The following is a 15,985-nucleotide window of genomic DNA, read 5'->3' on the forward strand; positions in this document are numbered from 1 at the left end:
CCGCCGGGGCGGCCCTGTGACTCACAGCGGGGAGCGGTCCAACCGGCCATGGGCAGACCCCGTGCCCGCCCCTTCGTCGGCCTCGGCGCTACGGAGGTAGCCGCCGTCTTCGTCGGGGAGCAGATCGTGGAAGATGCGCGAGCGCCGCACCCCGGCGGCTCGCAGTTGGGTGATAGCGCTGCGCATCATCGCCGGGGGACCGCACACGTAGGCGTCGTGCTCGTGGAATGGGCCGAAAGCGGCGATCGCGTCGGGAACCCGGCCACACCGCACGTCGCCGGAGAGCGCCGCGGCACCGGGGGAGGAGTCGGTCGCAGCCGTCGACTCCAGCACCGAGACCACCCGCAGCCACGGGTTGGCGCTTTGGAGTCGGTCAAGAGTGGGCTTTTCGGTGAGGTCGCCGCTGTGAGCAGCCCCGTAGAACAGCGTCACCGGACGGCGGCGAGGCAGGCTCGCGACCTGCTCGATGATCGCCTTGAGCGGCGCGATGCCCGTGCCCCCCGCCACGCACACCAGCGGCCGATCGGAGGCGGCGTCCAAGACCATCGATCCCAACGGCGGGCCTAGCAGCACGCTGTCACCCAGCCGCGTGTGGTGGACTAGCGCGCCGCTGACCCAACCGCCCGGCACGGCGCGTACCAGCAGATGCAGCAGGTTGTCGCTTTGGGGGGCGTTGGCGATGGAATAGGGGCGCCACACCCGTGGCCAGCGGGCCGCTTGCAGCATCAGGTACTGGCCCGGCAGGTAGCTGTACCCCTGGTTGGGCCGCAGCGTCAGCCGTGCCAGGTGGCGCTGCGGGCGTTCGAGCCCGATGACATCGGCGTGCCACCACGGTGGCGCCCACGCCGAGTGCTCCTCAGCGGCCTCGATCATCATGCGCGCGGCCAACTGGTAGGCCGCCAGCCATGCCCGCTCGGCCTCCTGGCTCCACGCCGGGGCGGCGAAGCGGCGTAGCGTAGCCACTAGCGCCGAGCCCACAGCCTCGTAGTGGTGCGGCTCCACCCCGAACTTGCGGTGGTCGCGCCCCAGGTGGCTCAGAAACGAATTCAGCGTTTCGGCGTTGTCCAGATTGCGCACGATCGCGGTCAAAGCCGTGAACAGCCGGTCGCGTTGGACATCCATCGCTGGTGGGAACATCGACCTCACCCCGGGGTTGGCGGCGAAAAGCCGGCCGTAGAAGTAACCGATCGCCCGCTCCCGATCGTTGTCGATGTAGGCGAAGGTCTCTTCGATGAGGCGTGAGTTCAACGGCATGAACGGGCTCGTCCCCCTCGGATCGCTTGGCGGCCAGACCGCCACTCCTCCCCGTAGGCGTGCCGATCGAACGCAGTGCCGTGCGCACTAGATCTCTCAGCTCACACTCAGGATCTTCGTCCGCTGAAGTCTGGCAGCCTCACAGCCAGTCAACAACCGATTCCAGAAAATGCGGACTTTTCCTAACGAAGAGGAGGTGACGGAGAGGCGGGAGCGGTATTCCCGCGCTTGAGCGCGATCGGTGTCGTGCCGTGCCTTTCCGTGCTCTCCTGCGACGATGCCAGGGGGTGGCCCAGGAAGTCACACCGTGTCCGCAGGCCACGGTTGGACCTGCCGTCACGGTGCTGTTGACCTCCCTTATCGGACGAGTGGCGCGTAATGCGACAAGTAGTCCGAACTGTTGTTAATGTCGCTAGCGGCTCAGCAACGGCGACACGCATGAACCGCTCATCGTGTCCGATGGCGCGATAGGGTCCGCCGTCTTCCGGGCCTCGCACTCGCCGGAACACGAGGAGGACGCATGCCCCCACCACTCATCGGGATCACGAGCTACCTCGAACCCGCCCGTTGGGCCATGTCGGTACGCGAGGCCGCGGTCCTGGCCAGCTCCTACCTGCGCGAAGTCGACCGCGCCGGCGGACTCCCAGCGATCCTCGCTCCCACCCACCCCAGTTCGGTGCCCGATCTCGTGGCGCGTTTCGACGGCATCATCTTCAGCGACGGCCCCCATCTCGATCCCGCGCTGTACAACGAGTCGTCCCATGCGCGCACCACCACGCCCGATGCGCGCCGCGACCGCTTCGAGATCGCATTGGCCAAGGCGGTCGTCGAGGCCGGCCTGCCCTTCCTGGCGATCGCGCGAGGGGCCCACGTCCTCAACGTCGCCACCGGGGGCTCGCTGGTGCAGTATCTGCCCGAGACCGTCGGGCACGAGCGCCACGCCTCGGAGTCGGCCAAACTCACCACCGCCGACCTTTCGGTCAGCCTCACCAGCAGGCTCGGCGAGGTTCTTGGCGACCAGGCCACGGTCCGGGAATCCCACACCCAGGGCTTCAACCGCTTGGGCAGCAGCCTGAGCCCCGTGGCCTGGGCCGCGGACAACTCGGTAGAGGCCGTCGAGGTCACCGGCCACCCCTTTGGCCTAGGTATCCAGTGGCACCCGGAGGAGGGGCAGGATCGCAGCCTCTTCACCGCTCTCGTCTCCGCCGCGAACAAGGCCGGCGCGTCCCACTCCTAGCCGACCGCCTCCCCCCGCTGGCTACGGCGCGGCACGCCGACCTCGACAGGTGGTCAGTGCCCACCCCGACTAGGCTGCCGTGGGAAATCGTCCCGCCTGTCAGGTTTTGGGGCAGCAAAAAACACGCGCCATCCTTACCCCCGCGTTGGCGTTGCAGTGGGTAGGCTCGACAACGGGCACAGGGAGGTGGGGTGGCGATCCAAGCGAAAGGGGATGACTCCGCAGGTAACCGCATCTGGACAATCCCGAACTTGCTGAGTGTCCTGCGCCTGCTCGGGGTCCCGTTGTTCCTGTGGCTGGTTCTTGTGCCACAGGCCGACTGGTGGGCGTTGGCCGTCCTAGCCTTCGCCGGCCTGTCCGACTGGCTCGACGGCAAGATCGCGCGCGCCTGGAACCAGACGAGCCGTATCGGCATGCTGCTCGATCCACTGGCGGACCGGCTCTACATCTTCGCCGCGCTGCTTGGCCTCCTCGTGCGAGACATGATCCCGTGGTGGCTCATGGCGTTGTTGGTCCTGCGTGATGCGCTGATCGCGCTCGCTCTGCCCATTCTGCGCCATTACGGTTACGGGCCACTACCAGTCAATTTCGCGGGCAAAGTCGCCACGACGTGCCTGCTCTACTCTTTCCCCCTGCTATTCCTAGCCGGATATGGGGGAATAGTCGGCAATGTGGCACAAGTCGTAGGTTGGGCTTTCGCCATCTGGGGAACGGCTATCTACTGGTGGGCCGGATTGCTGTATGCAGTTCAGGGGTTGCGTCTGATCAGGCAATCCCGACACGCCGATCGCACCACCGCGGCGAGTTCTTCGTCCGTGAGGCGCTCGGCGGCAACGGCAGAAGATCCCACGGCGCTTGACAAAGACCGGGTGGGCAAGGACCCCCAGGGGCGCCGCACCGGAAGATCCGGTCCTACCTCCAGTGACAGGAAGGGAGCGACATCCCCACCATGAGACCACGCCTAAGGGCGTTTCGCCGAGCGAGAACCGGGGCCTGGGGGTGGCCCAGATGAAAGCAGTCCTGATGGCCGGAGGAGCGGGCACCCGACTGCGTCCAATGACGGCGAACCAGCCCAAACCACTGTTGCCGGTGGTCAATCGGCCAATCATGGAGCATGTGCTGCGACTTCTTAAGCGGCACGGCTTCGACGACACGGTCGTGACCGTGCAATTCCTCGCCACAATGATCCGAAACTATTTCGGTGATGGTGAGGAACTCGGCATGAACCTGCACTACGTCGCCGAAGAGGTCCCGCTCGGTACAGCCGGCAGTGTCAAGAACGCCGAACACCATCTCAAGGGCGAACCCTTCATCGTCATATCCGGCGATGCGCTCACCGATATCGACCTCACCGACATGGTGCGGTTCCACCGGGAGAATGGTGCCAAAGTGACGATCGGGCTCAAGCGGGTAGCCAACCCGCTGGAGTTCGGCATCATCATTGTTGATGACAACGGGCGCATCCAGCGCTTTCTGGAGAAACCCACCTGGGGTCAAGTCTTCTCCGACACCGTCAACACCGGCATCTACATCATGGAGCCCGACGTCTTGGAGCGGGTGGCCGAGAACGAGGTCGTCGACTGGTCCGGCGACGTCTTCCCCGAGTTGCTCAAGGAAGGGGCTCCCCTCTACGGTTACGTCGCCGACGGCTACTGGGAGGACGTCGGTACCCACGAGAGCTACTTGCGCGCCCAAGCCGACGTGCTCTCGGGCAAGATCGACGCTGAGATCGACGGCTTCGAGATGTCACCGGGCGTGTGGGTGGCCGAAGGCGCCGAGGTCGACCCCGAGGCCATCTTGCGGGGTCCGCTGTTCATCGGCGACTACGCCAAGGTCGAGGCCGGGGCGGAGCTGCGCGAGTTCACCGTGCTCGGCAGCAACGTCGTGGTCCGCTCCGACGCTTTCTTGCACCGGGCCGTGATCCACGACAACGTCTACATCGGTTCCAGCACCAACCTGCGCGGTTGTGTGATCGGTAAGAACACCGACGTGATGTCGCGCGCCCGGATCGAAGAGGGCACGGTCGTCGGCGAGGAAAGCGTCATCGAGTCCGAGGCCTACCTCGCCAACGACATCAAGGTCTACCCGTTCAAAACCATCGAGGCCGGAGCGGTCGTCAACACCAACGTCATCTGGGAGTCGCGCGGGCAGCGCTCGCTGTTCGGCCCCAGAGGCGTGTCGGGGCTGATCAACGTGGAGATCACCCCGGAACTGGCGGTGCGGCTGGCCAGCGCCTACGCCACCACCCTCAAGAAGGGCACGGTCGTGGGCACCTCGCGCGACGCCTCCCGGGCGGCGCGCACCCTCAAGCGGGCCGTTATCAGCGCTCTCACCGCCAGCGCCATCGATGTGCAGGACCTGGAGGCCGTGCCCCTGCCGGTGGCGCGCTTCCACACCTCACAAAGCGGCGTGGGCGGCGGGATCGCGCTGCGGACATCGCCGGGAGATCCCCAGTCGGTCGACATCGTCTTCCTGGATGAGCGGGGAGCCGACCTCTCGCCGGCGGCCCAGCGCAAGCTGGAGCGCGTTTTCTCCCGCGCCGAGTTCCGCCGCGCCTTCCCCGGCGAGATCGCCGAACTGTCCTTCCCCTCCCGCGGTATCGAGAATTACGCCCACGATCTGCTTAAACGCATCGACACCTCCAGTGTCGCCGAGAGTGGTCTCAAGGTCGTAGTCGACTGTGCCGGAGGGACCGGTTCGCTGATCCTGCCCGCGCTGTTGGGCCGGATCGGGGCTGATGTCCTCACGGTCAACGGCCGCCTCGACGAGGCTTCCCCCACCGACACCCTCGCCAAGCAGATGCGCGACCTGCAACGGCTGGGGGAGTTGGTGTCGTCCTCGCGCGCCGACTTCGGGGTGCGGTTCGATCCGGTGGCCGAGCGGCTGTCCATCGTGGACGAAAACGGAGAGCTCGTCGACAACGAGCGGGCCCTGCTGGTGGTGCTCGACCTCATCGCCGCCGAGCGCCGCACCGGGCGGGTGGCGCTGCCGGTGACCACGACGCGGGTGGCCGAGCAGGTGGCCAACTTCCACGGCGTGGAGGTGCAGTGGACGCCCACAGCCACTGACGAGCTGACTAAGGCGGCCATGGCCGAAGACATCATCTTCGCCGCTGACGGGCGTGGTGGCTTCGTTTTGCCGGAGTTCTCCCGCACTAGCGACGCTATCGCCGCGTTCGTGCGCCTGCTGGGGCTCGTGGCACGGACGAAACTGTCGTTGAGCCAGATCGACAACCGCATCCCTGAAGCGCATCTGCTGCGTCGCTCGGTGCCCACCCCATGGGCGGTCAAGGGCAGCGTCATGCGTGAGGTTGTGGAGGCCGCTGAGGGGCGCGATATCGACACCACCGATGGCGTGCGCGTCATGGAGCCGTCGGGCGGTTGGGCCCTCGTGCTGCCCGATACCTCCGAGGCGGTCACCCATCTTTGGGCGGAAGGTCCCGACTCCGACACCGCGCAGCGGTTGCTGGAGGAGTGGGCCGCCGTGGTCGAGCGCGCGGAGGGCTGACCTCCCCCGGCGAAACCTCGACCGCGCCGCACAACCTGGTAACACCCTGTGGGGCGCCCGCGGGCGCCCCACAGGCGTATGTGCTATCGGGGTAGCGGTGCAGATGGGCACCGGCGGCGGGGCGTGATTGCGCGGACGTCGCTATCACATCGATATGGTTTAGAGTCGAGTGTTCCCCCAACGCCTACCACCTCGCGATCGCAAGGATTCCCGGGTGGCGAAGGCTGGGGGATGGGGCCGATTATGGGGAGATGAGACGTTGTCAGAACCGACGGGAGCCGGCCGGCGGGCGACCGCTTCCCGCTCCTGGCCCCACCGGCGGTGACCGGTTCCCCCGATCGCCGTGTACATGAAGACCACCAGCCGAATCAAGCACCGCCCCGTGCGGTAGGAGGCCGAGCCGACCCATGTCGAGCGTTTACTGCACGCAGTGCGGTCACGCCGTTGCGGATGATGCCCGTTTCTGCTCCAACTGTGGTTCCCCTATCCGCGGGGCCCAACAGGCGGCTCCGCAGTCCCGCGAACGCCGCGACTCCGTCGGCGAGACCACGTCAACGATCTCCATCTCCGGAATTCAGGCGCTCGAATCGGAGACGGAGGGCGGCGAGGACGTCGCCGCCGATCCCACGGCGGTGGAAGCGCTGCCCGCCGGTACCGCCCTGCTCGTGGTCAAACGCGGACCTAACGCCGGAAGCAGGTTCCTGCTCGATAGCGATCTGACGACGGCCGGGCGCCACCCCAACAGCGACATCTTCCTTGACGACGTCACGGTTTCGCGCCGTCACGTGGAGTTCTTCCGGCGCGATTCCTCCTTTGGGGTTCGCGACGTCGGTAGCCTCAACGGTACCTACGTCAACCGGGAACGCATCGACGAAGCCGAGCTCCACGGCGGTGACGAAGTGCAGATCGGTAAGTTCCGTCTGGTACTGCTGACCAATCCACGGCGTGGCTGAGACGCGGTCACAGGGTGGTGTCCTTATGCGCAGGTTTGCGCCGCGGCCGTGCCGGAGAGCTTTGTAGGGAAGACCGCCACCGATGGCGCAAGACGGGACAGACCTCCCATGTCCGATTGTGAAAAGTTTTGGGCAATTTCAACGTTTTTTCGCGGAACGGGAGTCGACTCCTCCTTCGACACCATCGCACCTGGGCGGTGTACCGTGAGAGAGGGAGCAGAGCACAGCATGGCGAGTGCCCCTCCGGCACGACGAGTCGTGGGACGGAGCCGCAGTGAAGCATATGGAGGTTATCGGCGTCCGGGTCGAGATGCCCTCGAATCAGCCGATTGTCCTGCTCAAAGAGGCTGATGGGGAGCGCTACCTCCCCATCTGGATCGGCGCTGTCGAGGCCACGGCCATCGCCTTGGCCCAGCAGGGGGTGATCCCTGCCCGGCCGCTTACACACGATCTTTTCCGAGATGTCCTCGACGCGCTCGACGCAACCCTGAGCACTGTCAACATCACCGCGATCAACGATGGCATCTTCTACGCCGAGTTGGTGTTCTCCAACGGCATTGAAGTCAGTGCCCGGCCGTCCGATTCCATCGCTCTCGCCTTGCGCACCGGGGCCCCGATCTACGCGCGTGAGGACGTCGTCGACGAGGCCGGGGTGCCCATCCCCGACGAGCAGGAAGACGAGGTCGAGAAGTTCAGGGAGTTCCTGAACAACATCTCGCCCGAGGATTTCGGGCGTACCACCTGAGACCGAGACCGTGGCCATGGGTGGCGCATCCGGTGCCGCCCATGGCCACGCTTTCCGGGGGTTTCCGGCCGGTGCGCCAGCCCAGGGCTACCTAGGCGGTCGCCCATGGCCGACTTCTCCTGCCACGGTGCCACCACGTGCGCAGTGCCTTCCCGCGACTACGCGGCGCTGTAACAGGCGGGCGGGGCTACACCGGGCCGCGAACCGGTGGGGCAGGCCGCCCCTGCTGTGCTGTGCGGCCGGGAACCTGAGCGCGCTGTTCGCCGTGCCTCTAACCGGGCTCCGCCCCCGCGGCACCGGCGGTCGCTCGCGGGCGGGGCAAACGCTGCTCCCGCCCGCGGTCCCACCCCCCAATGGATGTGCCGCCGTGACCAGCTAAAAGAGTGGTGTGTCCGCGATTACCGGCCCGCTGCGGTGGTAGGAAACACCCATGGAAACCGCACGCGCTCCAAGCGCGATCCAACGCGCGGTTTCGCCCAAGCGTGGATGGCCGTCATGAGCCGAGGACGTGGGCCCGACCGGTGGGTCCCGACGGCAGTCGGTACCGCCCAGGACACCCGTGCGCGCCGGACGCGGCGCGGGCGTCGGCCGCCGACGTGCCAGATGTGTAACGCCAACGCCGTATGGCAGGGGAACAGCTTCCGCGACGCGCCGCGTGGTGTCGTTGACGCTGTACATCCCGCGGTCTTACCGTCTTTGTCGAACAAACCCGCGGTGCCCTCATCTCCCCTAGTCACACCGCCGCGGGTCGAGAAGCCGGAGGTTCGGCGTGGCGGTTACCAGCGGCAAGCAGCAAGCCTCCGACCACAGGCGATGGGCGATACGGCGAGCTGGAGAGCAGGGCCTGCTGTGTGAAGAGGACGTGGTGGCGCTGCCTATGGATGTCGGTTATCGGAGCCCCACGGCGTGTGCGGCGGCCGAGATCACCTACCGGCAGCTCGACTACTGGGCGCGGACCGGATTGGTAGAGCCCAGTGTCACCGCCGGTGAGGGCGCTGGTGAGCAGCGCCTCTACAGTTTCGGTGACATCCTGATCCTCAAAGTCGTCAAACGGTTACTCGACACCGGCATATCCCTCCAGCAGATCCGCACGGCTGTCGACCACCTACGGCAGCGACAAACCGCTGATCTCGCCCAGATCACCCTGATGAGCGACGGAGTCAGCGTCTACGAGTGCACGTCCTCTGAGGAGGTCGTTGACCTGATGCAAGGCGGTCAGGGCGTGTTCGGCATCGCCTTGGGCCACGTCTGGCGCGAGCTTGAAGGTTCACTCGCCGATGTCCCCAGTGAGGATGTTCCGCAATCGTCACTGTCGAGTGAGCCTCATCCGGCCGACGAGCTAGCGCGGCGTCGCCGCGAGCGCAAGACGGGGTAAGGAGCTTCTCGCCGCTGCGATGCCCCGCAGCGACCGGCCCGGCCGTGCTCACCCCATCGGGCGCGCCCACTGCCCCACACCGCCGGTCGTGTTCCTTGTCTCACCCCCGTGTCGGGCGTGGCGCAAAACCTGCTTCCCGCGCCACTGTGGCGGCTCTAGCCCAGCTCAGCTCTTCCAGGGCAGCCCGCATGCGCGCGGGTTTCCCGGCACCGAGTACCGTGCGAAGAGAGCACAGGGAACATGCGAGGAGCCTGACACTTTCATGTCAGATGCCTGGATGATGGCTGTCAATTCGGGTATGTCTGGTGTTCCCAACAAAAAGGACCGATAGCGAGCCGTTGATCCACACGGGAGAGACCCCTCACGGGGCGCCGACGGGGCAAACCTCCCCAGTAACCTCTCAGGCAAAAGGACCGTGTGGAGAGGCACTCTGGAGTAGCGGGCGGCATCCGCCTGCGGCGCCGCCGTCGTGCGCGACAGAGGGGGAGACCAGGGAGAAGCAGCCGGGATACCGGCTCAGCGACCAGGAGGTCTCCATGCCCGATCAGACAACGACACCGGCGTCTCCGCCGGAGACGACTCCAGCGGTCGACTTCGCTGACCGTCACATCGGCCCCGGCCCTGCCGAACGCACCGAGATGCTCAAGACCGTGGGCTACGGCACCACGGCTGAGCTGATGGCTGCCGCCGTTCCCGAGAGCATCCGTCCCGAGGGCACGGCATCGCTGCACCTTCCTGAGGCTGCTAGCGAGACGGAGACGCTGGCGCAATTGCGTGCGCTCGCTGGCCGTAATACCGTTCTCACCTCGATGATCGGTCAGGGCTACTACAACACCGTGACCCCGCCGGTCATCCTGCGCAACATTTTGGAAAACCCGGCCTGGTACACCGCCTACACCCCCTACCAGCCCGAGATCTCCCAAGGCCGCCTTGAGGCGCTCCTCAACTTCCAGACCATGGTCTCCGACCTGACCGGCCTGGCCGTCTCCGGCTCTTCGCTGCTGGATGAGGCCACCGCCGCAGCAGAGGCTATGACCCTGGCCCGCCGCTCCGTCAAGAGCAACAGCACCACCTTCCTCGTCGACGCCGACGTCTTCCCCCAAACACTGGCCGTCCTGCGCACCCGCGCCGAGCCGCTCGGTATCGACATCGTCGTCGCCGACCTCAGCGAGGGTCTCCCCGAGGGCGACATCTTCGGCGTGCTGATGCAGTACCCCGGCGCCAGCGGAGCCGTGCGCGACCCGAGTCCCGCCATCGAGCAGGCGCACCAGCACGGTGCTTTGGCCATCGTCGCCGCCGACATCCTGGGGTTGACGATGCTGCGCAGCCCCGGCGACCTGGGTGCCGACATCGCGGTGGGCTCCACGCAGCGCTTCGGCGTGCCCATGGGCTTCGGTGGCCCCCATGCCGGCTACATGGCCGTGCGCGAGGGGCTGCAACGCCAACTTCCCGGCCGTTTGGTGGGAGTGTCGGTCGACAGCGCGGGCCGTCCCGCCTACCGGCTCGCCCTGCAAACCCGGGAACAGCACATCCGCCGCGAGAAGGCCACCAGTAACATCTGCACCGCCCAGGTGCTGCTGGCCGTGATGGCCGGCATGTACGCGGTCTACCATGGGCCCTACGGCCTGCGCGCCATCGCCGAGCGTGTCCACGGCCACGCCACTGCGCTGGCTCAAGGGCTGCGCTCCCTGGGCCTGTCCACCGTCAGTGACACCTTTTTCGACACGGTGCGCGTGCGGGTGCCCGGGCGCGCCGCCGCCTGTGTCGAGGCGGCCCGCTCGTTGGGGGTGAATCTGCTGCGGGTCGACGACGACACCGTCGGCATCTCCTGCGACGAAACGACCACCCGCGAGCACATTGGCCTGGTCCTGCGGGCTTTCGGTGGCTCTGCCGAGCCCACCGAAGAGCCGGCGGCTGGCTCGGCGCTGCCTGAGGTGCTGCGCCGCCAGGTCGACTACCTCACTCACCCCGTGTTCACCTCCCACCGCAGCGAGACCTCGCTGCTGCGCTACATGCGCCGGCTGGCCGACGTCGACTTGGCGCTGGACCGCACGATGATCCCGCTGGGCTCGTGCACCATGAAGCTCAACGCCACCGCCGAAATGGAGCCCATCACCTGGCCCGAGTTCGCCGACCTGCACCCCTTCGCCCCGCTGGACCAGGCCAACGGGACGGTTGCGCTCATCCGCGAACTGGAGACCTGGCTGGCCGAACTCACCGGCTACGATGCGGTGTCACTGCAACCCAACGCCGGCTCGCAGGGCGAGCTGTCCGGGCTGCTGGCGATCCGCGGCTACCACCGCGACCGCGGCGACGACCAGCGCGACGTGTGCCTCATCCCTGGCTCGGCCCACGGCACCAACGCCGCCAGCGCGGTCATGGCCGGCATGCGGGTGCGCGTTGTCGCCACCGGCGAGGGCGGCGACATCGACCTCGACGACCTGCGCGCCAAGATCGAGCAGCACCGCGACACCCTCGCCGCGCTCATGGTCACCTACCCCTCCACTAACGGCGTCTACGAGGACACCATCACCGAGGTGTGCCAGATGGTCCACGACGCCGGAGGTCAGGTCTACGTCGACGGGGCCAACCTCAACGCCCTGCTGGGCTGGGCCAAGCTCGGCGAGTTCGGCGCCGACGTCAGCCACCTCAACCTGCACAAGACGTTTTGCATCCCGCACGGTGGCGGGGGACCCGGCGTGGGGCCGGTCGCGGCGCGCGCCCACCTGGCGGGCTTTTTGCCCAACCACCCCAGCCAGCCCGAGGCCGGCCCCCACACCGGGGTCGGGCCGGTCGCGGCGGCGCCCTTCGGCTCCGCCGGCATCCTGCCGATCTCGTGGGCCTACATCCGCATGATGGGGGAGCAGGGGCTGCGCGACGCCACCGAGTTGGCTGTGCTTAACGCCAACTACATCGCCACCCGGCTGGCGCCCTACTATCCGGTGCTCTACACCGGCTCCCACGGCCTGGTGGCCCACGAGTGCATCCTCGACATCCGCGAGCTGGCCAAGCGCACTGGTATCAGCAACGAGGACATCGCCAAGCGGCTCATCGACTACGGGCTGCACGCGCCGACCATGTCCTTCCCGGTGCCCGGCACGCTCATGGTCGAGCCCACCGAGAGTGAGGACCTGGCCGAGATCGACCGTTTCATCGAGGCGATGATCGCTATCCGCGGCGAGATCGACCGGGTCGCCGACGGCACCTACGACCGCGAGGACAACCCGCTGCGCAATGCCCCCCACACGGCTGAGGCGCTGACCGCCGACGACTGGAAGCACTCCTACAGTCGTAGCGAGGCCGGTTACCCGGTGTCCAGTCTGCTGCTGACCAAGTACTGGTCGCCGGTGGGGCGCATCGACCAGGCGTACGGCGACCGCCACCTGGTGTGCGCCTGCCCGCCGCCGGAGGCCTTCGGCGAGTAGGGCGCTGGTGGTTGACGTGGTCGATCGGCGACGCCGCCTCCGGTGCGGGAGGCCGGCGTCGCTGCCGGTCGGTAGGGTCGAATGAGGGAATCAGGCCAGTTGTCGTCGGCTCATGACAAGGGGTGATGGTCAGTGTCTGAACGTGAGGAGCCGCAGATGACGATGCTCGCCCCTGAGCCAGTGCGGGATGGTGACGCTTCCAAGCACTCGCGCGAAGACGTCGCCGAGCAGTCGAAGGAGCTGTTCGCGATGTTGGACAGCCTTCCTGAGAGCAAGCGCTGGCGGGCCGAGAGCCTGGACGGAGAGACCATCATCTTGTCGCCTACCCCTATCGGGCTGCACGGACGTAATGTTCGCGAGTTGCAGCGCCAGTTCACCCCCCATATGCCAGAGGGGATCGACTACGAGACCCAACTGGAGATCCGGATGCCGGACTCCGGGAGAAGCGTGATCCCGGATTTTTTCCTGGCAGCGGAAGGGGCTCTGGAAACCGAGGAAAGTTGGGTCCTCCCAGACGACGTGTTGCTGGCAGCCGAAGTGGTCTCGCGGGGGAGCGCTCAACGCGACCGAGAGGACAAGCGCCGGGTCTACGCAACCGCGGGGATCGCCGTCTATCTGCTGGTCGATCCATTGCAGCAGCGTACAACGGTTTTCGCTGGCCCCAAGGGTGACGACTACCAGGACTCGGTGAGTCTGCGCTTCGGTGCTGAGATTTCCATCCCCGAGCCGTTCGAGTTCGGGCTGGAGACCAAGGGTTTCCACGCCTACTAGGCGGCGCCGGGTCTGTACAGCGGCTCGGCTCTGGGCCGGTTCCGTCCCGGAGCCGAGCCGTTTCGTCGCGCTCTCGATCCGTTGGCGGCCCGGCGCCGTGTACCCCTTTAATAATCTACATCGTAAAGGTGATGGGTGTGGTTAACGCTTCGCGTCCCCAGGGGGTGCCGCACCCTCACAGCACAACGCACCGGCTAACCTCCGAAGGAAGGCACCCGTGCGGGGCCGGCGGCACAGGCGCGACGGTCCCCCTCCCTGTTCGGAAAGTGGCCCCCTCATGACCGCGACACACGACGACCACGCCTTTGACGCCCCCGACTTCGCCAGCCTGTGCGACCAGGCGCGCGACCTGGCCGAAAGCGGGCACCTCACCCGTGCGGCCCAGGTCTATGAGCAGGTCGTCGACGCCGGCGCCCCCGAACGCTACCGGGCCCAAGCCGCCCTGGGGTTGGCGGTGGTGCGCCACGACATGGGCGAGATCGACGCCGCGCGCCGGGCCGACCTCCTCGCCGTCGAGACCGCCCACCCCGAGTACGCCGCCCGAGCCGCCTACCATCTCGCCGTCTCCTACGAGAGCACCGGGGAACTCGGCCACGCCGAGGAGGCGTGGTCGCGCGTGCTCGACCTGGGCAACGAGCGCTACACGCCGGCGGCTCACCACGGTTTGGCCCGGATGGCCGAGGAGCAGGCCGCGCCGGGACGGGCGCGCGAGCACTGGCAGCAGGCGCTGGCCGGGGGCGCCGCGGGAACAGAGGCCGCAGTGACCGCGGCGGCGCGCGACTACGCCGAGCGGTTGTTGGCTCGGGGCGAGTCCGCCACCGCCGAGGAGGTCATCCAGCAGGGGTTGGCCGCGCGCGACGACGCGGGGCTGCGGCTGCTGCTCGGGGCGGTCCACGTCGAGCACGCGATCGGCGCGTTCAGTTCGGTGGTCGCTGAGGCCAACGCCGAGACCGAGCCCGAGTCGCAGCCGGCTGTGCCGGCTGCGACCACCGCTACGGCCGTCGAACTCCTCGCCCGGCTGCTGGCCGTGCGGGGCGATGCCACCGGCGCCGCCGAGGTCTGGGAGGGCGGTCTTGACCAGCCCGCCGAGGTGGCCGCCGAGGTGCGGGCCCGGTTGCGCCGTGGGTTTTTGCAGCCCGATCCCGAGGAAGTTGTCGAGGGCGGTGAGGAACAGTCGTGGTGGGAGCCCTATGTGGAGGCGGCGGTGCTCCAGGACAGTGCGCCGATGCTGACCGGTGAGCTGTTCGTGGCGCTGAGTCGGATGTATGCCACGCTGGCCGCGCCGCTGGCCGCCGAGGAGTACCGCAGCGGGCAGTTGCGCGAGGCACTCGAGGAGGCGGTGCTGCTGCCAGGCCAGTACGTGTGGGGCCGGGACCTCTACGACGACTTCCGCGATCGGCTGCGTCGTGCCGCCGGCAGTGCCACCCACGTGCTGCCCGAGGGGTGGCCCTACGCTCGCTGACCTCGCCGCGCCTCGGCACGTGGGGCACGGCCGGCGGGGGCGGTGGGCGGCCGCTCGCCGCCGGCCGTGCCCCACGTGCGGCAGGGTCGCATTTCGTGCCGCCTCTCCCACGTTGTGTTTTCCCCGCGAATACGTGGTACCGGCGTATTTTTTCGAGGTCGCCATAGTGTCGTGGCAGGCTCGGTTTTAGGGCGAACGGTGGTCGGAGTGGACGTGGGCGGCTATGTTAGGGTCCCCCTATGGGGGCTCTCGGGAAGAAATTCTGGAAAACTTTTGGAATTTCCGTTGTCAGTTCGCTTCTGGTGTTCTGTCTCGTCGTTTTTTGTCTGGTGGTGATGGTTCCCACCGACGAGCCCCGCGGAGACGTGCAGAGTTTGAGCTTTGACGAGCTGACGGCGGCGGAAAATCTACCTGAGGTGGAGTATTACTCCGCGCGTGACGACGCGGAGTTGCCGTATCGGCATTATCCGTCGAGCGCGGATATCGCGATCGTTTTGTTGCATGGCTCGGCCTACCACAGCAGCTATCTGGCTCCGTTGGCGAGCTATCTGGCGCGTAACGGTGTCGCCGAGGTCTACACTCCCGACCTTCGCGGCCATGGGCCACACGCTGAGAACAGGGGCGACGTCGCCCACGTCGGCCAACTCGAAGACGATATTGCCGATTTCGCGGATTTCTTGCGGCGCACGACCGACCCTTCCGCGCTGCTGTTGGGCGGCCACTCCAGCGGCGGAGGAACAGCGATTCGTTTCGCTGGAAACGACGGCACGAAACCGCGTTTCGACGGCTACGTGCTGCTGGCGCCCTATATCCACCACACCGCCGCCACCTACCGCGACAGTGAGTGGACCAACGTCAACGTGGCCCGTATGGCCGGCCTTGGCATGCTCAACAGCGTGGGGATCACCGCTTTCAACCACGAGCGCGTCATATCGTTCAACATGCCCGAGTCCTACCGCGACGGTACCGAGACGCTGGGCTACAGCTACCGCCTCCAGAGGTCGATGCACCCCAGGGACGACTACCACAGCGACATCAGCGGCCTTCCCGCCGAGACGTTGGTCGTCGTCGGCGAGCAGGATGAGACGTTCACGGCCGAAGCCTACGAGCCGCTTTTCGCGCGCCACAGCGAGGCCACGGTGCGCACGGTCGGCGGCGTCTCGCACTTCGGTGTCGTGCGCGAGCCCAGCGCCCAGCAGGTCGTCGCCGAGTGGGTCACCTCCGTTGCCGGCTCGCCGCGGCCCTGAGGCCACGCG

The 15,985-nt window shown here is 67.1% G+C and carries 11 protein-coding genes and 1 riboswitch; of the genes, 10 read left to right on the forward strand and 1 reads right to left on the reverse strand.

The window, feature by feature from the left end:
• Positions 1-21: 21 nt before the first annotated feature.
• Complete coding sequence (locus tag ABD848_RS09910) at positions 22-1,254, reverse strand: globin domain-containing protein (RefSeq protein WP_344970043.1); 1,233 nt, start codon at positions 1,252-1,254, stop codon at positions 22-24.
• Positions 1,255-1,774: 520 nt separating this feature from the next.
• On the opposite strand from ABD848_RS09910, the gene ABD848_RS09915 reads away from it, so the two are divergent.
• The 10 genes from ABD848_RS09915 (at position 1,775) to ABD848_RS09960 (ending at position 15,976) form a co-directional block, all read left to right on the forward strand.
• A complete protein-coding gene (locus ABD848_RS09915; RefSeq protein ID WP_344970046.1) occupies positions 1,775-2,491 on the forward strand; it encodes a gamma-glutamyl-gamma-aminobutyrate hydrolase family protein in 717 nt (238 codons plus the stop codon).
• 191 nt (positions 2,492-2,682) lie between these two features.
• Positions 2,683-3,444, forward strand: coding sequence for a CDP-alcohol phosphatidyltransferase family protein (locus tag ABD848_RS09920; protein ID WP_344970049.1), 762 nt, complete (start codon positions 2,683-2,685; stop codon positions 3,442-3,444).
• 55 nt (positions 3,445-3,499) lie between these two features.
• Positions 3,500-5,998, forward strand: coding sequence for a mannose-1-phosphate guanyltransferase (locus ABD848_RS09925; protein ID WP_344970051.1), 2,499 nt, complete (start codon positions 3,500-3,502; stop codon positions 5,996-5,998).
• Positions 5,999-6,405: 407 nt separating this feature from the next.
• A complete protein-coding gene (locus tag ABD848_RS09930; RefSeq protein WP_344970054.1) occupies positions 6,406-6,951 on the forward strand; it encodes an FHA domain-containing protein in 546 nt (181 codons plus the stop codon).
• A gap of 274 nt (positions 6,952-7,225) precedes the next feature.
• Positions 7,226-7,696, forward strand: a complete 471-nt coding sequence (locus tag ABD848_RS09935) for a bifunctional nuclease family protein (protein WP_344970056.1) — start codon at positions 7,226-7,228, stop codon at positions 7,694-7,696.
• Between the two features lie 769 nt (positions 7,697-8,465).
• Positions 8,466-9,071: a MerR family transcriptional regulator gene (locus ABD848_RS09940; RefSeq protein ID WP_344970058.1), complete on the forward strand. Its 606-nt coding sequence runs from the start codon at positions 8,466-8,468 to the stop codon at positions 9,069-9,071.
• 338 nt (positions 9,072-9,409) lie between these two features.
• Positions 9,410-9,497, forward strand: a riboswitch (glycine riboswitch).
• Between the two features lie 110 nt (positions 9,498-9,607).
• Positions 9,608-12,496 (forward strand): aminomethyl-transferring glycine dehydrogenase, encoded by a 2,889-nt coding sequence (gcvP, locus tag ABD848_RS09945; RefSeq protein WP_344970061.1) that lies wholly within the window; start codon positions 9,608-9,610, stop codon positions 12,494-12,496.
• 132 nt (positions 12,497-12,628) lie between these two features.
• Positions 12,629-13,267, forward strand: coding sequence for a Uma2 family endonuclease (locus ABD848_RS09950; protein WP_344970064.1), 639 nt, complete (start codon positions 12,629-12,631; stop codon positions 13,265-13,267).
• Between the two features lie 277 nt (positions 13,268-13,544).
• Positions 13,545-14,729, forward strand: coding sequence for a hypothetical protein (locus ABD848_RS09955; protein WP_344970066.1), 1,185 nt, complete (start codon positions 13,545-13,547; stop codon positions 14,727-14,729).
• A 374-nt stretch (positions 14,730-15,103) separates the two neighbouring features.
• Complete coding sequence (locus tag ABD848_RS09960) at positions 15,104-15,976, forward strand: alpha/beta hydrolase (RefSeq protein ID WP_344970068.1); 873 nt, start codon at positions 15,104-15,106, stop codon at positions 15,974-15,976.
• The last annotated feature ends 9 nt before the right edge of the window (positions 15,977-15,985 follow it).

The organism is Salinactinospora qingdaonensis (assembly GCF_039539445.1).
In the GTDB taxonomy this organism is placed as follows: Bacteria; Actinomycetota; Actinomycetes; order Streptosporangiales; family Streptosporangiaceae; genus Salinactinospora; species Salinactinospora qingdaonensis.